The sequence below is a fragment of the Melioribacteraceae bacterium 4301-Me genome (assembly GCA_041538185.1).
Lineage (GTDB): Bacteria > Bacteroidota > Ignavibacteria > Ignavibacteriales > Melioribacteraceae > Pyranulibacter > Pyranulibacter aquaticus.
In genome coordinates, this window is record JBGORM010000001.1 from 657,329 (window position 1) to 679,134 (window position 21,806).

Sequence of the window (21,806 nt, forward strand, 5' to 3'; positions counted from 1 at the left end):
GCTATGCTTCTGCTGCAATATTGTCAGAAATATTTTTTAGAAAATTGAATTCATAAATACCTGTATTGTGTCCATCTTTCCAAATTATATTCAAGGCGTAATTACCAACTATGTTGATGCTTGTTATTGTAAGTTGTTCGTTAGAGTATATGGGGATATAAGAAAGACTTTGGTTTTCTTTCTCACCAGTACAATTGGCGCAAGGACAATATTTTCTAAGATTAGCAAGTTTAATTTTGCTTTCAGTATTATCATCCCATTTAATATGTAAATATTTTTTTTCAATAACTTTTATTTGAACTGGTAACATTAGTTTAGTGTTATTCCTGTTAGAATTTTCAATGCTTCTAAATATTTTTTACTTGTATTTTCGATCACATAACCAGGCAATTTTGGTGCAGGCGGTTTTTTATTAAAGTTAATTGAGAGCAAGTAATTTCTTACATATTGTTTATCGAAACTATTTTGAGTTTTGCCAATTTCGTATTCATTCTTTGGCCAAAAACGCGATGAATCCGGTGTAAGCAATTCATCGATTAAAATTATAGAATCGTTATAAAAGCCAAATTCCATTTTGGTATCTGCGATAATAATTCCCTTTGAATCGGCATAGTCGGATGCTCTGTTGTATATTGCAATTGCCTTCTCTTTGATAAAGTTATAAACATCACTACCAATCAATGATTTTGCTTTTTGTTCGTCAATATTTTCATCGTGAACACCCAATTGTGCTTTAGTGGAAGGGGTAAAAATAGGTTCAGGCAGTTTCTCAGATTCCCTCAAGCCCTTTGGCAATTTTATTCCACAAATTGAGCCAGTTAATTTATAATCGTTCCAGCCAGAACCAGAAATATAGCCGCGTACAATACATTCCATTTCTATCAATTTGGATTTTTTTACAAGCATAGTCCTATCTTTAAGTATTGAGGAATATTTTTGACATTCCATCGGGAAATCTTCAACATTTGTTGAGATAACATGATTTGGGATTAAATCAGAGACATAATCAAACCAAAATTTTGAAATTTTAGTAAGCACCTTACCTTTGTAAGGAATTCCTTCGTTCATAATTACATCAAAAGCTGAAAGCCTGTCTGTAGATACCATTAAATAATTTTCCCCCAAGTCATAAATATCCCTCACTTTTCCTTTCTTATAGAGTTTTAAATCACTAAAATTTGTTTGAGTTATAACTTGTTCCATTAATTCTCCTAATTAAAACAAATTTGAAAAAAAGTATGTTCATTAAATTTGAAAAGAAATATAAATAGACATTAATTGCTATTCAACTTAATCTTTAGTTTAGACAGTCATAATATTAGTTGTTATGTTTAAAAATGTAATTTAGATTAATACAAAGGGATTAAAAAATGAGAAGACACAAATTAACTGGCTTATGTGGGGCGTTCTTGCTCTTATTTTCTACTATTTTACCACTATCGAAAATGAATGGGACAAACATTACTATACTGCCGTTATTTAACAATTTTGTAATAAACAATGTTTGGGAATGGATTAACATTTCAGCCTTTGCAATAACATATATTATCAGTGTAGTGGTTTGCATTTGGTTGATTATAGAAAAAAAATATGTTGGTATTTTTATATCGGCATCTGCAATAGCATTTGTATCATTAATAATTTTTATGGGGATTCTCATATCTAAGGTAAATGCCAGTCCAGATGCACTTAATAATTTTTCAATCAGCTGGGGATGGATTATAATACTTCTTGGAATCTTATTAGTATATTTTAGCGGTTTTAGAATGCTAAAACAAGTGAGGACTAACGGACAAAAGAAAGTATGAATATGAAAGCTTATTGCTAAACAATATTTACTCCAATCTTTTTGTATTTATCAAAAAATGGATCTTGGTTATCTTTTTCGGTTATAATAATATCTATTTCCTCTATGTCGCATACTTTAAATCTTTGGTGTGTATCAAGTTTTTCAGTTATAACAGGAGCAATTACTTTATCGGAAGATTTAATAATTTCTTTTTTAATTTGGACAATCTCCCAGTCATTATCTGTCAACCCATGTTCAATATCTAACGCATTCACGCCAACGAAACACAAATCAGCTTTAATTTTTCTAATTTGTTCTACAGCGTGAGCGCCCACAGAAATTAAAGATGACTTAGAAATTTTATCACCTATAAAAATTACATCTATTGATTCATGCCTAGTGTATTCTATTGCTACAGGTAAACTTACTGTTATAAATGTAGCATGCAATTCTTCGGGGATTATTTTAGCGAACTCAATTATTGTTGTTCCGCCAGTTGAAAGAACAACCATATCATTTTTCAAAAAGGAAATTGCTTTTCTTGCAATTTCCTGTTTGCCATCTAAAGAATAAACACTGTTAGAGTGAAGGGATAAATAAAAAGATTTAGACAATGCACCGCCATGCACCCTTATTATTTTCTTTTCTTTTTCTAGTTCTAAGAGGTCACGACGAATTGTATCTTCAGATACTTTTAATAATTCACATAGATCTGATGAGAGTACTTTATTGTGAAGATTAACTTCCCTTAGTATTACAGACTTTCTTTCTTCTTTAAGCATAGCAAAATTTCTTGTCCAAAATTACAAAAAAATGATTAACAAAGAAATTGAAACACCGTTCTTTCAAAAGAAATTAAGCCCAAATTTCCCATTAGGAAAATAAGGATCCATCACTTAGCGAATAGTGAGTTAAATAAGTTACATAAATAGTAATAATTTTGTGTAGCGTAAGAAGTATTGCCATTTACTTTCTTGCTTTGTGCAACTTAAGATAAATCGTGCTTTGTAAAAATTTAATTCTAATTCAAGTGCTTATAATTTTGTTATATATCCTATCAAGTAAAAATACTTACCACCCTTCTAATCCAGCATGGTCTGGACTTACAAACTGCAAACCATGCTGACCAGCACATGGATCATTTGATACTTCTTCAATAATAGCAAACTCGTTCCAAATAACAGGGCCTATTTTTGAACCATTTGAATTGTACCAAATGCCATTGGATAAGTAGGCATCAAGTGGAACAGCAACAATTTTTACAAAGTAGGTCCATTGACATTTCTTACCATCAACGATGTAAGTGCCAGACATGTGGTTAGTAAGCCATGCACCAGAACCACGATACGATGAGAATCCAAAATGTCTGTCTAACAGACCATCGCCATCACAATCAGTATTTGAAAGCCATGCATCATTCCATTTCATCTGCAAATTTACATCTTTATAATCCTGACACCATGCTGCATTTCTATAAGCATCACAGTACTTGCCGTTAAAAATGTGTGCTTGATAATTATAGCCCCACTTGTCATAACCTGTGGTAAGTACTGAACCATCAGATGCATGAAGAGTCCCAGATTGAATGGTTGTACAATTTGTACTGTTGAATTTGCTAAGCGACTTTTGAACTTCTGCGGGTTGGGTTACATCTGTTTGCTGGGTGTTACAACTAAATGTAACTAAAATAACTGCAGTTAAAAAAGGAGTTAAAAAAAATTTTTTCATATCATCCTCCATGTAATAAAAATAATTTTAAGAACATTTCCCCTTCTGGAAAGAGTAGACTTGGAATTAGAGTGAATAATTGACAATGTAATTGAAACTTTATTATAATATTGAAAGAAAATAATTAAATGGCAATAAAAATATTCGAAATTAATTTTTGTTAAATTCAGCCTTGCTTAAGGTACTTGAAAAATCACGGCAATTTCTGTAGAATCTTAACATCTAGTTTCTTTACGAACAGAAAATGTAGACTGCTGCCTTATAAAGTAGTTTAATTAAGATCTTCGGTCGATTGAATATAAATCAATGTTTAACTATATTTTTTTAGATACTTTCTTTCGGGTGATAAGTTTATTACCAAAAGGAGGGGTAAGTTATGCCTACTTATGAATTCAAATGCAACAAGTGCAATGAAAAATTTAGCTTAACATTATCGGTCGATGAGTACTTAAAAAGAAAAACATTCCAGTGTCCAAAATGTAAGGGTGAGGATGTTAAAAGAGTATTCTCAAGCTTTACGGCAGTAACATCAAAGAAAAGTTAAAGACATTTAATTTCGCAGCTCGCGCGCAGTTGCATTTTCTGATAAAACAAAAAGAGATTCTTGGTAATAATCCTTTATGGAGGTAAAAACTAAGGCCGATATTTGCTGTTGTTAAAAACCGCCTTATAAAAACTTTCTTTAATAAAAAAGGGATGCGAAATCATCCCTTTCATTGTGGGCAGAGACGGAATCGAACCGCCGACACAAGGATTTTCAGTCCTTTGCTCTACCGACTGAGCTATCTGCCCTTATAGTTTACAGATACTTGTTAATAATTTTGCGGCACTAAACTATAGAAAATGAGAATAATTTCAAAATAGTTTTTTGATGCTCAAGAGAAAACAAAATATTCCTTATTAAATATTTGCGAACCTCTTAAATAGATAAGGAATCCAACACTTAGATTTATTTTAATCTTTATTACTTCTTATAAAATATTCAGTCTGTCCATCAAGTAATGTAAGTTGAGCTTCAATATTCTTTAGTTCATATTTTTTCATGTTCAATCTATATTTTTCATCAATCCTTCCATTTTGTAATCTATCTAAAATCATGTTGTAATATTTTTCATCAATCTCTGCTGAAATAAATTGTCTTTTAAGAACTTTACAAATTTCTATTTCTGCACCGCTGCCTCCAAAAAGAATTAAAACTATATCCTTAGGCATTGTGCAAGATTTGATAAGCATCTCAGAAAGTTTTTGAGGAATCTGGCATGCATGAAATGTTTTTTCTTTACTCACATTTTTAACTAAGTCAAAATAAAACCAATCATAAGGCATTCTTCCCTTTGAACCATTTGCAATATTTTGTAATATCCGTTTATCTGTTGGATTTTTATAAGGGACAGCTACATTGTCTTTATAAAATTTATTATTCTTTGTCTTTCGGCAATGCAATATACTTCTGTGAGCAGTTGTAAAGCGTTTAGGAGTGTGGCCAACATTTGTGTTGTATACCCAAGCATAGTCAGAGACTTCGTAACATGCACTGTCTAAATATTTTACTCGTAAATATGCATTTTGTTTTGGATAATTTATTAAAAACATATTTCCAGTATCTTTTAATACTCTCAGCGATTCCTTGGCTAATTCAATATACCATTCAATATATTCATCAAAATTTTTTGTATAAGATTTATCGCCATATTTGATGCCAACATTATAGTCTGGATCCCCAAAAACCATATCAACACTTTTATCTGGCAATTCTTTGAGAAGCTGCATTATATCCATAAGAAAAACTTTATTCAAATATTTTTCAATTTTACTATTTTGATTACTCATTTAATCACCCCTCTTAATAAGATTATACTGAGCACATTTCAATAATTTGATAGATGCCATATTATCTTCATCTTCAAATGTATAATTATATAACCTAATTATTGAACTGCCCCGTTCTTTTTTTCTTAATATGTAACAACAATTAATCTGCTTAACTTCTAATTTATTCTCATTCTTTAATATAGTATAATGCTTAAATGGGTGGTAAAGTTGATATATAGCAAAATTTTTCGGGAACCCATTTTTACCTTCAATAACTGTTATAATCCCATTCAATTCCATTGTTAAATCGATTTCCATTTGTAAATTTTTTACAAATAATTTTTTATCTAAATGGTATGTTATAATTAATATCAAGAAGAAATGCCACCGCCGCCGCCTTTATTTGTCCTACCTTTTTTCCAACCTGTTTTACCTTCAATAGAAATACTATTAGGTGCATTTAATAATTTTCTCTCTAATTGACAAACCTCGTTAAATATGCAAAATCTATTCTCATTAAAAATAAATCTATCTTGTGGAATTAAGCTCTCTAATTTTTTCTTATCAAACGGTTTCCATGGCTGGCAATAACGTTTATTTTGGCGACAGGCAGTTTTACCAAGTCTATATATTAGATAATCAATAGAAGCAGGGGTAGGCGGCCTATGATTATTAGGGATTTTCCCCCATTCTTCCCAAACTTTTCTCCATGCTTCACGATTTAATCTATCAACCATCGTATATTGAAAACAGTAAACATCTAAATAACTTGCTAGTAAAGGTATACGAAACTGCATAATCCCTGTTCTTAAAGCTACTCTCATAGTATTTTTATCACTCATTACATCAAGCTTATCTATATTACTTTTGTAGTTCCATACACCTAAATCAGCCATATCCCTTAAAAACATATGTGCCTTTTTAGTTGAGAAGCCATACTTTTCTTCAGCTGTGAGTGCTTGAACAATTTCTATTACATTTCCATCATGTATTTCGTTTATATTATAAGCAGAAGAATTGTATTTGTCTATTAATAATTTTGCAGAGTTTTGCATCCAGGGCTTTCTTTTATCTCGCTGCGAATCAGCATTTAGAAAATTGAGAAGTTCATCAATCAGTAAATCATTTTCATAAACTTTTTGAGGATTAAAACAATCCGGGTGTCTTTTGAAAAATTCAAAAGGATTGCTTCTTGCATGAATATCAACGTTAAAATCTTGAATTGCTGTAAAAAATCGGACATTTGCAATTTCTTCTTTAGTTAAATCAAGGGTATCGAGTTGAACTTTAATTGTTGATTTCGAGTATATGTTTTCTAATATTTTAGCGACCTTTAAACACTCATCGTTAGGATTAATTTTAGGATTTAAAACCTTCTCATGATTTTCTTCCCAATATTTATGGAATTCTGAAATATATGGCGGTGGGAGTGTTGTTTTCTTTTGATAGAAATAAATATTTATTTCATTTAAAATATTCGCCGCTAATTGATATTCATCTTCACCATTCATTTTATCATAATCAAATTCAATATTAAAATGCTTTGCTAATTTTTCTAAAAATATTATAAAACTAGACATATTAAGTATCCTTTGTTTTTTCATAAACAATTAGATACTGGTGCTTAATTGTTAAATCATCTGATGTATTTTGAGTAGTATCATGTTCATTCTCTTTTACAACTATTATTATTTCTTTTAGCCACAATTTATCATCACATATTTTCTCAACTACTCTTTTTGCAAGGGGTTCAATATATCCATTAATTCTTGTATCATGCGTTTGTATAACTAAAAATCCACCTGGATTTAAGTTTGGCAACTCTCGGTTTATAATATTTTTTATTCCATCAAGATAATATTCTGCATCTAAAGAAGAATTAAAACTAATTGTAGGTGATTTTATAAACAATAAATGAACCTTATTAGATTTTTTTCTATTGTTCTTTACCTCATTATTATTTTCTGAAAAAAAAGTTATTACAGAATAATTTTTTTTATCTGAATACCTCTCAATTATATTCCGATCTAATAATTTTTCAAACTCATTATTTGGGAATATCCAGACAGTTGTAGTCTCAAGCTTATCTAATCTTCTTATTAATTTTATCTTCTCTTTTACAGGAAATATAGAGTTATAATTTGCTTGAGCTTCTTTTATAATAAGTGATTCTTCAATTTTAGGTTTTTCGAATATTGGAAGGTATTCATGTGCTAAGAGAAGGAAATTATACTTAATACTATTTTCATACCAAAAACCCGTAGTTTTACAATTATGTTGCCTCTTGATTACCAATTCTTTTAATAAAAATCCTGCTTTGAGAAATACATCAATTAGTTTAAATCCGAGAGGTATAACATGCTTTTTTGATCTTGTATCACCAATCAATATCGCACATTTTCTGCCAGGTTTTAGAACTCTATAACTCTCTTTCGCTACAATGAACATTTCTATTAGGAATTCTTCCATATTTAACAACGAGAGGTCGCCCTTTTTCGAATCAGTATAATGAATTATATTTGCATAAGGCGGGTGAGCACAAATTAAGTCTATTGAATCATTATCAATGAACGATAAATCTCTTGCATCTCCAATAATTAATTGTGGTTCATACCCCGACAAATTCGGGGCAATTTTATTTTCTTCATCGAATAGAGATTTCTGAGGTTCTATATCAAAATCTAAGTTCTTTTTTGCTAATTTAATTGCATTTTCATTAATGTCAATAGCAATACATCTTCTTCCTAATAATTTACTTTCTACTGCCGTAGTACCTGCACCGCAAAAATAATCCAGAACGACTTCGCCAGGTTTTGAATATTTGAGTATAACATTGCGTGGAATATAAGGAGACCAGTTCCCTCTGTATTCGCCACTGTGAGTAGCCCAATTACCTCTTTGCTTAAAACTCCATACAGTTGTTCTTTCTTCTTTGAAATCTTTCGGTTGATAACTCTTAATTTTTTTTTGAATATTTATTGCACTTATATTTAATCCATGAACTCTTGTAATTATCTTTTCAAGATATTTAAATGTAACCCCATATTTTCTGCCAATCTCAACATCTGGTGTGCCCATTAATTTTTCATTTAAGATTGCTTCTTCTAATTCTTTTCCCTTAAGAAAATTCCTTTTATTATCCATACCATCCTTCATGTAAAATTATTTAAATTTCTTCTCACATCACCAATGCCATAATAGCTTTTTGAACATGCAATCTATTTTCTGCTTCGTCAAATACAATTGAGTTTGGTGAATCAATTACTTCGTCAACTACTTCTTCTCCTCGATGAGCTGGCAGACAATGCATAAATAAATAATCTTCTTTTGCATGTTTAACTAATTCCAAGTTCACCTGAAATTTCTGAAATATCTTTTTTCTTTCTTCGGCTTCTTTTTCCTGACCCATACTCGCCCATACATCTGTATAAACAATATCTGCATACTTTACTGCTTCAAACGGGTCATTAATAATTTTAACTTTGCTCCCCATATATTTTGCAGTTTCAATAGCATATTCAACGATTTCTTTTTTTGGTTCATAGCCTTTTGGTGATGCAATTGTAATATCGATTCCAACTTTTGAACAGCCATTAAGCAAACTATGAGCTACATTATTTCCATCACCAAAGTAAGCTAACTTTAGCCCCTGTAATTTTCTTTTCTTTTCTAAAATAGTAAATATATCGGTCAATACCTGACATGGATGCAACAAATCTGTTAATCCATTAATTACAGGAATAGTAGCATATTTTGCCAAATCAACTACATCTTGATGAGAAAATGTTCTTATCATTATTCCATTTAAATATCTTGAAAGAACTTTAGCAGTATCGTGAATGTTTTCACTTTTGCCAAGCTGTAAATCGTTTTGATTAAAATACATTCCATGACCACCAAGTTGATAAATACCTGTCTCGAAAGAAATTCTTGTTCTTGTAGATGGCTTAGAAAAAATCATTCCAAGAGTTTTTCCTTTTAGGAGCTGATGTTCTTCTCCCATATAAAGTTTTTCTTTTAATGTTTTTGCAGCATCAAGTATTTCATAAATTTCTTCTAAGGAAAGATCTGCAATTGAAATTAAATCCTTCCCTTTCATGTTAACTGCCATTTTTTCTCCCTTATTTTTTAATTCACATATATTATAAGGACAAAAAATATTGTAACGTTTTTTATCCCTACCAAAAATAATATCAAAAATTATTGAAAAGTAATTCTAGTTCCACAATTTTCCAGTTGTATTTCCTTTTCGTTGGTTATCACTGCTTCATTTTTAGTAAACTCAACAAAATCTATAGCAGCCAATATTTTAGGTCCCATACTGCCATCAGGAAATTCGCCCAACTGATAATATTTCTTTACTTCATCGATAGAAACTCTATCCAATTTTTTTTGATTAGGTTTATTAAAATTAATATAGACTTTGGGGACGTCGGTAATTATATAAAAAATATCAGCTTTAATTTCCCTAGCTAATAATGAAGAAGCAAGATCTTTATCAACTACAGCTTCAATAGCTTCAAGGTAATTATTTTCGTGGCGGTAGACAGGAATTCCGCCACCGCCAGCTGCAATTACAATATTCCCCTTTTTAACCAAGTCAGCTATTATTTTTTTATTTAACATGTCAATTGGTTTAGGCGAGGCAACAACTTTTCTCCAGCCTCGCTTTCGCGGGTCTTCTTTAAATACCCAATTATTTGCTTTAGCAAGTAAATCAGCTTCTTCTTTTAAATAAAATCTTCCGATTGGCTTTGTAGGATTGTTAAAAGCCGGGTCATTAATATCGACAAGAACTTGAGTAATAATAGTAACTACATTTTTTTTCAACTTAGCTTTGCTTAACACGTTTCTCATTTGCCTTTCAATCATGTATCCTATTCCACCTTGTGAGTCAGCCACACAAATATCCAGCGGCATTTTTGGAATTCTATATTCCTTAAAGCCTGCTTCATTTCTTAAAAGTATATTTCCAACTTGAGGACCGTTACCATGAGTAATGACAATATTAAACCCGCGTTGAAGTAGAGGAACTAATTTTTCACAAGTATCATAAGTATTTTTTTCTTGTTGTTCGATTGTTCCAGCTTCATTTCCACGAAGTAAGGCATTGCCACCTAATGCAACAACTGCAATTTTGTTCATAAAATACCTTTAAATTTAAGAACAGTTTCTAAGGTAACATTACCAATTTCTTGCAGTTCATAAGTAACCCTTGTAGAAGGTTTATTAATCTTTAGAATTCTTCCCAAATCGATTGGTGTTCCAATTACCACCGAGTCACAATCAGTATTATTAATAGTCTCTTCTAAATCTTTTATTTGTTGTTCGCCATAACCCATCGCAGGCAGCAGCGTACCAATATTAGGATATTTTTTATATGTATCTGCTATTGATTTAACAGTGTATGGTCTTGGGTCTACAATTTCTTTAGCGCTAAGTTTTTTTGCAGCGACTGTACCAGCACCATATTTCATTTCGCCGTGTGTCAATGTTGGGCCATCTTCTACTACCAAAACTCTTTTCCCGGTAATTAATTCTGGTTGATTTACAAAAATTGGAGAAGCAGCTTCAATAATAAATGCAGTTGGATTAATTTTTTGCACATTATTTCTTACAGCTATAATATTATTATAATCTGCCGAATCAATCTTGTTAATAATAATTGCATCTGCCATTCTAACACAAGTATTACCTGGGTAGTAAGTTAGTTCATTTCCTGGACGATGTGGGTCTACTACTGTAAAAGTAACATCAGCATTATAGAACGAATAATCATTATTGCCGCCATCCCATAAAATTATATCAGCTTCCTTTTCAGCTTCTCTTAAAATTGCTTCATAATCTACACCTGCATAAATAACTCCTCCCCTTACTATGTGAGGTTCATACTCTTCTCTTTCTTCAATAGTGCAATTGTAGAAATCTAAATCTTTGTATTCGGCAAATCTTTGCACCTTCTGTTTAACCAAATCACCGTAAGGCATTGGGTGACGGATTGCAACAACTTTTTTACCGGCTTCTGAAAGAATTTTTACCAGCTTTCTTGATGTTTGTGACTTACCACTGCCTGTCCTTGCAGCTAAAACAGCAATAACAGGTTTAGAACTTTTGATCATTGTTTCTTTTGCACCCATTAATCTAAAAGAAGCTCCTGCAGAATTAACTATTGACGCTTTAGTCATTACATAATTGAAAGGAACATCTGAATATGCAAACACTACTTCGTCGACATTAAATTTTTTTATCAAATCTACAAGTTGGGTTTCTTCGTAAATTTTAATTCCGTTGGGATAAAGTTTACCTGCTAATTCTGCTGGATAAATTCTGCCATCAATGTTTGGTATTTGAGTCGCCGTAAAAGCTACTACATTGTAATCCTCATTATCTCTGAAATAAACATTAAAATTATGGAAGTCTCTACCGGCAGCACCCATAATAATTACGTTTTTACGTTTCATAAAGTTCTCCTATTTTTATTCGACTGTAACGCTTTTTGCTAAATTTCTTGGTTGGTCTACATTTAACCCTTTTTTAACTGCAATATGATAAGCTATTAATTGTAAGGGAATCACAGAGAGAATTGGTGTAAGCATGTCAACTGTTTTTGGAATTTTAATTACGTGGTCAACAAGTTTACCTATTTGATTATCATCTTCGCTTGCTACTGCAATAATTTTTCCTTTTCTTGCCTTAACCTCTTCAATATTACTTATGACTTTATCATATACGGCATCTTTTGTTGCTATAAAAACAACTGGCATATTATCATCAATTAAAGCAATTGGTCCGTGTTTCATCTCAGCAGCAGGATAACCCTCAGCATGTATGTAAGATATTTCTTTTAACTTAAGAGCACCTTCTAAGGCCACAGGGAAATTATATCCCCTTCCCAAATAAAGAAAATTAGTAGCGTTAAAATATTTGTCGGCTATTTTACCAATATCTTTATTTAGCTCTAATATTTTTTTGGCATACTCAGGTAGTTTTTGTATTTCATTAATTAAGCGTTTCCCGTCAATTATACTAAGTTGTTTTTTTCTGGCAATTAGCAAAGTAATTAGAGAAAGCACAACTAACTGAGAAGTAAAAGCTTTAGTAGAAGCAACCCCAATTTCGGGTCCTGCATGAATATAAACACCAGCATCACTTTCTCTTGCAATTGAACTTCCAACAACATTACATATTCCAAGACAAAGTGCACCTTTCCTTTTTGCCTCTCGCAAAGCTGCTAATGTATCTGCAGTCTCTCCGCTTTGAGAAATAAAAATTAAAGTATCGTTCGAATTAATTATTGGATGTCGATAACGAAACTCTGAGGCATATTCGACTTCTACTGGAATTCCAGTGTACTGTTCAAGCATATATTCACCTACCAATCCGGCATGCCATGAAGTGCCACAAGCAGAAATAATAATTCTTTCTGAATTAGCGATTCTATCTTCAAAACCATGCAGCCCGCCAAGTTTAGCAGTGCCTTCATCAATTAGTAACCTTCCTCTCATTGAATTAAAGATTGATTCTGGCTGCTCCATAATTTCTTTAAGCATATAATGAGCGTAACCGCCCTTGGAAATTTCATCAATGGCAATATCAACCTCGTGTATTTCCTTTATAATTTCTTTATCGCTGATATTCTTTGCTACAAATCGATTACTATAAACTTCAGCTATCTCATCATCTTCTAAATAAACTACTTGGGAAGTGTATGTAATTAAAGCATTAACATCAGAGGCTACAAAATTTTCTTTTTCGCCAATGCCTAAAACCAAAGGTGAACCTTTACGTGCGACTACAATTTTATCAGGTTCATTTTTATAAATTACAGCAATACCGTAAGTACCTTCTACTTCGTTTAATGCGTACCTGATTGCTGTACTTAAATTATTTTTCCTTTTTAAGTATCTGTCGATTAAATTAACAAGTACCTCTGTGTCAGTTTCACTTATAAACTTGTAACCTTCTTTTTCTAATATTTTTTTTAGTGTAGAATAATTTTCAATAATACCGTTATGAATTAGAAACAAATTTTTCTCTTTGTTAAAATGCGGATGAGCATTAATCATACTAGGTTCGCCATGAGTTGCCCACCGAGTATGCCCAATACCCAAATTTGCTATTAGATTTTTATTTGAAATCATCTTTTCGAGCTCGTCCACCTTCCCTTTTGTTTTAATAACCTCAGAACTATCATTGTAGATTAAGGCAATCCCAGCTGAATCATATCCTCTATATTCTAACCTCTTTAATCCTTCAATTAAAATCGGTACGCAATTTTTTGGCCCTATATAGCCAACAATACCACACATAGTAGCTCCAATTAAATTTTGTAATTAATTTAATTAATATACTAAACTTAGTGATCTGGGCAATGACGCAATAAAAGTGGATTTAATTTTTGAAAGTAGAACTTATTTTCAGCGGTGAGGCTTTTCATAATAAGTAAGTTCTTTATACAAGTGGGATATTATTTTTATCACTAATTTGATAATTTTTAGTTGAATTATCAATTAGAACTCTGCCTTAATTCATTCTATTTTTTTATTATAAAAACTTGTCGTTATCGGACAAACAATAATTATTATGGCAATTTAGTTTTTACGCTGTCTATATCCTGATTTAGTATGAAAGCAAATAATTATTGTAAAAAAACTTATGTTAAAGTTGTTATAATTTTTGTTTTCTACTAATTTTGTACGCAACTAAAATTAAATGTAATCTATTTTGAATTTTGAAGCCAAGCTTTAGTATTTTATTTGAATAACCACCATAAGCGGATAAGTTGGATAGAGCATCTGAAAAATTTGTTTATTTAGTAATAAATTGAAAGTCAAAGTTCTTACACAATACATTTATATGCCCTTAGTTCAATCCGCCTTTGGCGGACTAGGTTTTACATATTTTGTTTGGTTGTAATTATTATTTTTGCTTACATGAAAATATTTGCGCCCGTAGCTCAATTGGATAGAGCATCTGACTACGGATCAGAAGGTTGAGGGTTCGAATCCTTCCGGGCGTACTAAATCTAAATTTCTTACACCTTCCTTTCTACAGCACTACTAATTTAATTTGCTTTTGTACTAGCAGAGTTATCCTACGACTGACTTGCTCACAATATAAATTAATCAATTTGTATTGAAAACGTGCTTTTCACTCATACTATCCAAAAACTTCTCTCTTGTCAAAATCTTGACATTACAATGCGAGCTAAGTTTATAAGTTCGTTTAAGCAAAAATTAAACACTATGTAAACGAAATAACAAAATGAAAATCCAACTCTCAATTAAATTTACATCGGTACCTGGCTTCTCAGCTGTAATTGCAATTATAAAATTACTCAATTATTTGCTTTATAATGCAATTCTAAGCTGGCTCTATAAATCACAAAACATATCAAACTATATCAATATCATAAGGTGAGCAAAATGAAATTAAATAGTAAACAAAAAGGAGCGCTAATTGTTGCGTTGCTGTTAACACTTTCTGCATTGATAACATGGATAGGCTTTGGAGCAGAGATTTTTACAAAAACACAAGTGTTGGTTGAGAAGAAAGATAAAATCCTCGGACGAACATATAAAGAGTGGAAAGATCAATTCGTTCTTGGACTAGATTATATTCTTGGATTCATTTTTACTGTATGGCTCGTTTGCGGCAGTATTATTTATTATTATAAAAAACATTGATCTATGCTGTGCGAAAGCAAGCGATACTATAGGCAACAGTTTTAATGAACAAAAATGGAAATTATAAATCCTCTACGAGGATTAATAATCATTTTTTAGATTTATGTTACAATAATATGACCTCTACGAGGTCTGTAACAATAAAATCTGTAATTGGGAAAGAACATCGTAGATGTTCAATTATTGTAGAAAAAATAAAATTAACCATTAACCACCATCCTCGTAGAGGATGAATAAAAACAAAATTTTATGGGTATAAAATTCAAAACAAATACCGGAACAATTGTTCCCTCTGTTACAACGGAACAAGTGAAGGAAATTGACAGAATAGCAATTGAACAAACAGGTCCAAACCTTTTCCAGATGATGGAAAACGCCGGAAGAAATTTAGCTGAACTAACGATGAAAGTCTTATCGAAGAATTACAGGGAAGAAATTTTAGCATTAGCTGGTAAAGGCGGAAACAGTGGTGGAATCAAGATTTCACTAGATATACCATCCGATATTAATGTAACAACATAAAACGGCAAAATCCGTTTATGTCAAATTCTTGACAGATGGTTTTCCTACTCAAAATTAATTTCACACCATCAATTTAATTAAATAATGAAACAATAAATCAACAAGGAGTATAAAATGAAAACGAAGCTTAAAACAGCTATTCTGCTCACCCTTTTAATTGGTGCAAATCTATTTGCACAAACATTCACAGCCGATTCTAAAGATTCCCGCAATCAGGCACAATTTATATCAGATGCACCGTTTGAAAAAATAAATGGCTTGGTAAGTGGTCTTGATGCAATTGTAATGCTCAATCCAAATGATATTACACAAAAACCATTGGGAAAAGTAAAAGTCGTAATAAGCAATATAAAAACTGGAATTGAACTTAGGGATGAACATTTAAGAAGTGAAATGTGGTTGAACGCAGCAAAATACCCTTACGCTGAATTTCAATTGACAGGAATTAAAAACCCATCATCAAGGTCTTTGAATGATGGACAAAAAATTAAATGTATTTTCGTTGGTAAGTTTAGCGTTCATGGTGTAACAAGAGATATTGAAGTACCAGGTACTCTAACATACTTTAAGGAAAGTGAAAAGACCAAAGCGAAAATGCCAGGTAACCTGCTGGTAACTGATGCTGAATTTAACATTAAACTTTCCGATTACGGGATTAAAATACCAGATATGGTAGTTGGCAAAGTAAATGATGAAGTTAAAGTAGCTGCAAACTTTGTTGCAAGCGATAAAAATGCTTCGGGCAGTAATCCGTGTGGTACTTGCGGACCTAATAAAACTAACGCACAATGCAATCCTTGCGGTGTTAAAAAGAATATGAAGAAAGATAATCCATGCAACCCCTGTGCACCTAAGAAAAAGTAAGTTATAATTAGAGATATTAAAAGAAGGAGATATCAAAATGGCTGAAACAGTAAAACAATTGGAAAAAGCACAAACAGCATCTGAAATTTCTCCTCTTGAAGCTCGTGATGCTTTGCTCGGCTGCTTTGTTGCAATTCACGGTGAAACATTAAAAAGAGGCGCTCTAATACTGGGCAAAGAATTGAGTCCAGATGAAGTTGAAAATCATGCAACAATACAAATGAAAATGCTAATGGGCGAAAAATTTAATAACCCAACTAAAGAAGCATTAGCTGAGGTCAAACCAAAACTCGACCAAAAAATGAATTTTTCGAAGGTTGACCCAGATTTGAAAAATATGCACGATCAGGTATGTTCAATGATTTTATCTAAGGTAAAATAATGAAACGGAGAGAATTTATTAGGACAAGTTCATTATTTGCTTTTCTCTTATTGCAATCAAAAGTTAAAGCTGCCAAAATAATAGCTGACGTTAATGTTACTGCTAATAAATTCTTAAAACAAATTACCGAAATTATATTGAGCCTTCGCAGAGAAGGCTTAAATATTGTAAAAAAAATTATGAACGGCAGAAAGTATAAATTTGACCCATACACGCATTATCCCACTGATGAGGGTATAAGAGATAATACAACAGGATGTCAATTGTTCTTTCATATCCACAGGCCAAATGAATATGGGCACTTCCATACGTTTAGTTTAGATAATGATGGAGAACTTGTTCACCTTATTTTAATCTCTATGAATAAAGATGGAGAGCCAATTGGACTTGCAACAGTAAATCGCTGGGTAACAGGCGATAAATATGTAAAATCTGATAAATTAAAAGAACTTGCTCAGACTTTTTATGTTAATCCAAATTTGTTTACAGATAAAAGAATAGTGGAATTTGTAAACTATATCTTCAAGGCATACCAAAATGAGATTTTTGATTTATTCGATGAAAGAGACGAATGGATAAAAAATTATGTCAATAAAAATTTTAGAGAGCCATTTGAGGACAGGGATTATGAAATCCTTTCATTTAAAAAAGTAATTATGTGATTTTTGACTATGGTCAAAGCCAAAAAACAATATAGTATGATTTTGTTGAATTTGTTGTTTTTCTTTTTGAACACAAAATTATACTCGCAGGCGTGTTGCTCTGCTGGTACACCTCTGTTGGGTTCACTTGAAATGTCCTTAAATACAGAAAACTTACTACGAATTGGTTTAACTTATGACTATAACTTGCTGCAAAGTGTTTATAATGGGACCAATAGATTAAATGATAATACCCGTGAAAGACTAACTCGTTCACTTCTATTAGAAATCAGTTATGGGTTTTCTAAAAAAATTTCTGTTTCATTATTATCCTCTTTTATAAATCAAAACAGAACCATAAATTTTAGCCAACAATCAACACAGCAAATCTCTGTTAACGGAATTGGTGATTGGCTGTTACTACTAAAATATAATATTAAAAACAGTGACATAATTGATCAAAGTGATATTGCAATTGGATTTGGATTAAAACTTCCGACAGGAAAATCAAATATATTGGATAAAGGGATTTTGCTGCCTGCTGATATGCAACCTGGTTCAGGCTCGTTTGATTATCTTATATGGGGATATTACTCAAAAGGTTTTATTCCCTACTTACCTTTGAATGTTATTGCAAATGTTTCATACAAAATCAATACTACACATAAAAGATTTGCTAATTCAAAACTTGGCTATAAATTCGGAAATGAAACAATAATAACGGCTGGCATTGGTTACAGAACTGACACGTTTTTAGATTTTTCTCTCTTCTTCCGTCTGCGTAATACTAATAACGATGTTTTCGATGATGAAAAAATTCCCAATACTGGTGGAACTTGGTTCTATTTAATACCGGGGTTAAACTTCAAGATTTCTGAAAATTTAACCTCTCGCGTTACGAGTCAATTGCCAATCTACAGAAATCTAATAGGTACTCAACTAACAACTACTTACACAGTGACCATTTCTCTTTTTCATACGATTACATTGTAAATTAAAGTGAGGTGAAAGTTATGCTGAACAAATTAATCTACTCAGTTATGTTCATTTTATATTTTACGAGCTGCGATAAATTAACAGATTTTCGGTCGAGTGGTAACGATGTACCTTCAGGAAATTGGCTTATCCCAACAAATGAAATCTATGACGGCGGACCTGGCAAAGATGGCATTCCTGCGCTTGTAAACCCTGAACTTATATCAGATAAAAGTGCTACTTATCTTAACGATGAAGATTTAGTAATAGCTATTAAAATAAATAATGAATTAAGAGTCTACCCTCATAAAATACTTGACTGGCATGAAATAATTAATGATGGAATTAATTCTGTAAAATATGCAATTACTTATTGTCCATTAACCGGTTCAGGAATTGCATACAATCGTGAAATTAATAATCTAGAAACAACTTTTGGCGTTAGCGGGCTTCTGTATAATACAAATCTAATTGCTTATGATAGAGCAACAAACAGTAACTGGTCACAAATGAAGCTGGAATGTGTAAATGGCAAATTAATTGGTAAACTTGTACAAACTTTTCCAATAATTGAGACTTATTGGAAAACCATTAAAAATTACTTCACGGACTCTAAGGTTGTTTCTCTTAATACAGGATACTCAAGAAATTATGGAGTTTATCCATACGGCGATTATAAAACTAATAACAGCCTGCTGCTTTTTCCAGTCTCACATGAGGATTCGAGACTACCTAGAAAAGAACGTGTTTTAGGTGTTCTAATTAATAATAAAGCAAAAGCTTTTAAGTTTACAGACAATACTGAAAATTCAATATCTATAAAACAAAGCACACTAAATAATGTTAACTTTGTAGTAGTAGATAGTAAAAAAAATAATTTTATCGTTGCATATCAGCCTGTACTTAATAACGGCAAATCAGTGACATTAAAATCTACCAATTCTAATTTACCCGTAATTATGGAAGACCAATTTAATAATAAGTACGATTTATTTGGCTATGTCATAGAAGGTCTAGATGAGGGCGCAAAATTAAAAACTGTAACTCAATATATTGCATACTGGTTTGCTTGGGCAGCTTTTTATCCCGACACTGAGCTTGAATAAAAATGTTTTAACAAAATCATGAATTAGAGAATAAAATAGTGGTTAAACAAACTATTTGAATAAAGAGATTATAATTTTTTTGGGCATAGAATTCAGAATAAAAACAAAATAAAGGAATTAAGATGAACATAAAATATTTTGCATCGATAACATGCTTGATAATAAGCGGGATTATTATGGCTCAGGGTAATAACAACGTTGCAAACAGTGCAGAGGAAGTTTGTCCAATTAAAATTAGCAGCGAAATTCCAGATGTAACTGTTCACAATTTATCGGGAGAGGAAATTCCAATAAAAGAAATCACAAAAAACAAAAAGTCAATAATAATATTCTACCGCGGTGGCTGGTGCCCATTTTGCAATATGCATTTAAGTGATTTACAAACAATTGAAGATGACCTCGTAAAAATTGGTTATAAACTAATTGCAATAAGCATGGATAAACCGGAAAATCTCAAAGCTTCAATTGAAAAGCATAATTTAAAGTATGAATTATACTCCGACAGCAAAGCCGCTGCATGCAAAGCTTTCGGTATTGCTTTTAAAGCAAGCGATGAATATGTGAATAAGCTAAAAAATTTTAATATGGACCTTGAAGCCAGTTCCGGCGAAAAGCATCATATTTTGCCCGTGCCAAGTGTTTTTCTTGTCGACGAAAATGGCATTATTAAGTTCGAGTATGTTAATCCAAATTATAAAGAACGAATAAAAGCAAAGATGCTCTTAGAAATAGCAAAAAATTATTTATGAAACTCTGGCTAAAACTTACAATTATATTAACGATATTAATTAATCTAATAATTCAAGTTGGATTATTAATACTAAAGCCCAAGATTGAAAAGTTTTCAGAAGAACTTTTGGGAGATAAATTAAAAAGCATTGCTGCCTCAATAGCAGCAAGTATCGATGGAAATGAATTTTCTCAAATTAATATTTACGATTCATCTTCATTAACAACTCCAATTTATAAGCACATCCACCAAACAATTAAATTAGCAGAAAAAAATTTACAACTGCATAACAATCAATATTTAATTTCAATTCTTGATAAAAATAGCCTTGCCTTTGGAGTAGTACTTACAAAAATTCAAGATGGAAAAGATTCATTGATGCAATTAAATAAAGAAGGCACAGTTGCTGCTTTATCAGTTTATGACACCAAAAAATGTGTTCGCACTAAGCCTTATTATGACAAATACGGCAGTTGGCTTTCTGGACTTGCACCAATTATGGATAAAAATAATAATGTCGTGGGAGTTGTAAAAGTAGACCAAAAATATGAACAGATACAATCAATTATTGATAACATTAACGAAAAGATATTTGCTGGAAGAATTGCGTTAATCCCCATTACAATATTGATTAGTATAATATTGTCTAACGTATTTTTACTTCCAATAACCAAAGTTAAAAATCAAATTCAGAGGATTGCTTCAGGAAATTATTCGGAGAACAAGAGAATAAAATCTGGCGGCGAAATAAAAGAATTAGTAGATGCTGCAGAAATGTTAAGAAAAACATTATTTGAACAGCAACAGAAAATCTTTAACACAATTAGTGAACTGAAAAATGCCAAAGAAAAGGCCGAATCTTCTGATAAAATGAAAAGTGAATTTTTAGCTTTAATCTCACATGAAATTAGAACACCACTCAATGTTATCTTAGGCAATATCGAACTATTAAAAATGGAAGTGCAAGATGGACAGCTAGAATCATTTATTGATATTGCTGAAAGCGTTAAAATTGGGAGTCAGAGACTTATAAGGACAATTGAAATGATGGTATTATACAGTGAATTAGCTTCGGGGAGTTATAATACCAAGTTGCAGTATGTCAACTTATTTACCGTAATAAATAACGTTGCAAATGAAATTGAAATTGAAGCTGCTAAAAAAGGTATTCGGTTAAAAACCGATTGTGCTTCAACTACTAATGTTGTACTAGCCGACAAATTATTATTGGAAGAAGCCGTAAAACAGATTGCTGATAATGCAGTTAAGTTTTCTGATTCAGGTGAAATAATTTTCTGCTTGATGGAAGAAGCAGACTATGGAGTTAAAGTTATTGTAAAAGATGGAGGGAAGGGAATTTCAAAAGAGTTTATGGCGGAATTATTTAAACCATTCAGACAGGAAGACATGAGCACAACACGAGGTTACGAGGGTAATGGACTTGGGTTAGCAATTGCAAAAAAATGCTGCGATTTATGCGAGTTTGAATTAAGAATTGAGAGTGAAAAAGGCAAAGGAACTACTGTCGAAATAAATATTCCTAAGAGTAAATTTTTTCGAACATTATAAAA

Annotated in this window: 23 protein-coding genes, 2 tRNA genes and 1 pseudogene; 12 read left to right on the plus strand and 14 right to left on the minus strand. The window is 31.7% G+C overall.

Annotation, left to right across the window (positions count from 1 at the left end):
- Window position 1: 1 nt before the first annotated feature.
- Together ABRY23_02880 and ABRY23_02885 are read right to left on the minus strand one after the other, a co-directional pair.
- Window positions 2-310: a DUF971 domain-containing protein gene (locus tag ABRY23_02880; GenBank protein MFA3781995.1), complete on the minus strand. Its 309-nt coding sequence runs from the start codon at window positions 308-310 to the stop codon at window positions 2-4.
- Window positions 310-1,203 carry a phosphoribosylaminoimidazolesuccinocarboxamide synthase gene (locus ABRY23_02885; protein MFA3781996.1) on the minus strand — a complete coding sequence of 298 codons (894 nt, stop codon included), beginning with the start codon at window positions 1,201-1,203 and terminating at the stop codon, window positions 310-312. Before ABRY23_02885 ends, ABRY23_02880 begins: the two co-directional genes overlap by 1 nt.
- Before the next feature lie 167 nt (window positions 1,204-1,370).
- On the opposite strand from ABRY23_02885, the gene ABRY23_02890 reads away from it, so the two are divergent.
- Complete coding sequence (locus ABRY23_02890) at window positions 1,371-1,808, plus strand: hypothetical protein (protein ID MFA3781997.1); 438 nt, start codon at window positions 1,371-1,373, stop codon at window positions 1,806-1,808.
- Between the two features lie 16 nt (window positions 1,809-1,824).
- On the opposite strand, the gene ABRY23_02895 is transcribed toward ABRY23_02890, so the two are convergent.
- On the minus strand, window positions 1,825-2,571 hold the full coding sequence (locus ABRY23_02895) for a DeoR/GlpR family DNA-binding transcription regulator (protein MFA3781998.1): 747 nt from the start codon (window positions 2,569-2,571) through the stop codon (window positions 1,825-1,827).
- 289 nt (window positions 2,572-2,860) lie between these two features.
- Window positions 2,861-3,517, minus strand: coding sequence for a hypothetical protein (locus ABRY23_02900; GenBank protein ID MFA3781999.1), 657 nt, complete (start codon window positions 3,515-3,517; stop codon window positions 2,861-2,863).
- 376 nt (window positions 3,518-3,893) lie between these two features.
- Here ABRY23_02900 and ABRY23_02905 point away from each other — a divergent pair, with 376 nt between their 5' ends.
- Window positions 3,894-4,061 carry an FmdB family zinc ribbon protein gene (locus ABRY23_02905; protein ID MFA3782000.1) on the plus strand — a complete coding sequence of 56 codons (168 nt, stop codon included), beginning with the start codon at window positions 3,894-3,896 and terminating at the stop codon, window positions 4,059-4,061.
- A gap of 175 nt (window positions 4,062-4,236) precedes the next feature.
- Here the strand turns inward: ABRY23_02905 and ABRY23_02910 are convergent.
- The 10 genes and pseudogenes from ABRY23_02910 to glmS form a co-directional block, all read right to left on the minus strand.
- Window positions 4,237-4,309 (minus strand) — tRNA-Phe (locus ABRY23_02910).
- A 162-nt stretch (window positions 4,310-4,471) separates the two neighbouring features.
- Window positions 4,472-5,347, minus strand: a complete 876-nt coding sequence (locus ABRY23_02915; GenBank protein ID MFA3782001.1) for a site-specific DNA-methyltransferase — start codon at window positions 5,345-5,347, stop codon at window positions 4,472-4,474.
- A complete protein-coding gene (locus tag ABRY23_02920; protein MFA3782002.1) occupies window positions 5,348-5,704 on the minus strand; it encodes a hypothetical protein in 357 nt (118 codons plus the stop codon).
- Window positions 5,701-6,909 (minus strand): hypothetical protein, encoded by a 1,209-nt coding sequence (locus ABRY23_02925; GenBank protein MFA3782003.1) that lies wholly within the window; start codon window positions 6,907-6,909, stop codon window positions 5,701-5,703. The genes ABRY23_02920 and ABRY23_02925 overlap by 4 nt, the downstream gene beginning before the upstream one ends.
- Before the next feature lies 1 nt (window position 6,910).
- Window positions 6,911-7,240 carry a DNA methyltransferase gene (locus ABRY23_02930; GenBank protein ID MFA3782004.1) on the minus strand — a complete coding sequence of 110 codons (330 nt, stop codon included), beginning with the start codon at window positions 7,238-7,240 and terminating at the stop codon, window positions 6,911-6,913.
- Window positions 7,241-7,330: 90 nt separating this feature from the next.
- Window positions 7,331-8,302, minus strand: a pseudogene (locus tag ABRY23_02935) (TRM11 family methyltransferase).
- 205 nt (window positions 8,303-8,507) lie between these two features.
- The gene (gene argF / locus ABRY23_02940; GenBank protein MFA3782005.1) at window positions 8,508-9,440 is read right to left on the minus strand and encodes an ornithine carbamoyltransferase; all 933 of its coding nucleotides are present in this window, start codon (window positions 9,438-9,440) and stop codon (window positions 8,508-8,510) included.
- Between the two features lie 89 nt (window positions 9,441-9,529).
- Window positions 9,530-10,474 carry a carbamate kinase gene (gene arcC / locus ABRY23_02945; GenBank protein ID MFA3782006.1) on the minus strand — a complete coding sequence of 315 codons (945 nt, stop codon included), beginning with the start codon at window positions 10,472-10,474 and terminating at the stop codon, window positions 9,530-9,532.
- On the minus strand, window positions 10,471-11,790 hold the full coding sequence (locus ABRY23_02950) for a cyclic 2,3-diphosphoglycerate synthase (protein ID MFA3782007.1): 1,320 nt from the start codon (window positions 11,788-11,790) through the stop codon (window positions 10,471-10,473). Before ABRY23_02950 ends, arcC begins: the two co-directional genes overlap by 4 nt.
- Before the next feature lie 15 nt (window positions 11,791-11,805).
- Window positions 11,806-13,638, minus strand: coding sequence for a glutamine--fructose-6-phosphate transaminase (isomerizing) (gene glmS / locus ABRY23_02955; GenBank protein MFA3782008.1), 1,833 nt, complete (start codon window positions 13,636-13,638; stop codon window positions 11,806-11,808).
- 636 nt (window positions 13,639-14,274) lie between these two features.
- On the opposite strand from glmS, the gene ABRY23_02960 reads away from it, so the two are divergent.
- The 10 genes from ABRY23_02960 (at window position 14,275) to ABRY23_03005 (ending at window position 21,804) form a co-directional block, all read left to right on the plus strand.
- Window positions 14,275-14,348 (plus strand) — tRNA-Arg (locus ABRY23_02960).
- Between the two features lie 406 nt (window positions 14,349-14,754).
- The gene (locus ABRY23_02965) at window positions 14,755-15,015 is read left to right on the plus strand and encodes a hypothetical protein (GenBank protein ID MFA3782009.1); all 261 of its coding nucleotides are present in this window, start codon (window positions 14,755-14,757) and stop codon (window positions 15,013-15,015) included.
- A 249-nt stretch (window positions 15,016-15,264) separates the two neighbouring features.
- On the plus strand, window positions 15,265-15,537 hold the full coding sequence (locus ABRY23_02970) for a hypothetical protein (protein ID MFA3782010.1): 273 nt from the start codon (window positions 15,265-15,267) through the stop codon (window positions 15,535-15,537).
- 114 nt (window positions 15,538-15,651) lie between these two features.
- Window positions 15,652-16,401 (plus strand): YceI family protein, encoded by a 750-nt coding sequence (locus ABRY23_02975; GenBank protein MFA3782011.1) that lies wholly within the window; start codon window positions 15,652-15,654, stop codon window positions 16,399-16,401.
- Window positions 16,402-16,438: 37 nt separating this feature from the next.
- Window positions 16,439-16,783, plus strand: a complete 345-nt coding sequence (locus ABRY23_02980) for a hypothetical protein (protein ID MFA3782012.1) — start codon at window positions 16,439-16,441, stop codon at window positions 16,781-16,783.
- Complete coding sequence (locus ABRY23_02985) at window positions 16,783-17,445, plus strand: hypothetical protein (GenBank protein ID MFA3782013.1); 663 nt, start codon at window positions 16,783-16,785, stop codon at window positions 17,443-17,445. The genes ABRY23_02980 and ABRY23_02985 overlap by 1 nt, the downstream gene beginning before the upstream one ends.
- A gap of 66 nt (window positions 17,446-17,511) precedes the next feature.
- Window positions 17,512-18,417: a hypothetical protein gene (locus ABRY23_02990; GenBank protein ID MFA3782014.1), complete on the plus strand. Its 906-nt coding sequence runs from the start codon at window positions 17,512-17,514 to the stop codon at window positions 18,415-18,417.
- Between the two features lie 20 nt (window positions 18,418-18,437).
- A complete protein-coding gene (locus ABRY23_02995; GenBank protein ID MFA3782015.1) occupies window positions 18,438-19,505 on the plus strand; it encodes a DUF3179 domain-containing protein in 1,068 nt (355 codons plus the stop codon).
- A gap of 122 nt (window positions 19,506-19,627) precedes the next feature.
- Window positions 19,628-20,254 carry a peroxiredoxin-like family protein gene (locus ABRY23_03000; protein ID MFA3782016.1) on the plus strand — a complete coding sequence of 209 codons (627 nt, stop codon included), beginning with the start codon at window positions 19,628-19,630 and terminating at the stop codon, window positions 20,252-20,254.
- A complete protein-coding gene (locus ABRY23_03005) occupies window positions 20,251-21,804 on the plus strand; it encodes an ATP-binding protein (GenBank protein ID MFA3782017.1) in 1,554 nt (517 codons plus the stop codon). The genes ABRY23_03000 and ABRY23_03005 overlap by 4 nt, the downstream gene beginning before the upstream one ends.
- The last annotated feature ends 2 nt before the right edge of the window (window positions 21,805-21,806 follow it).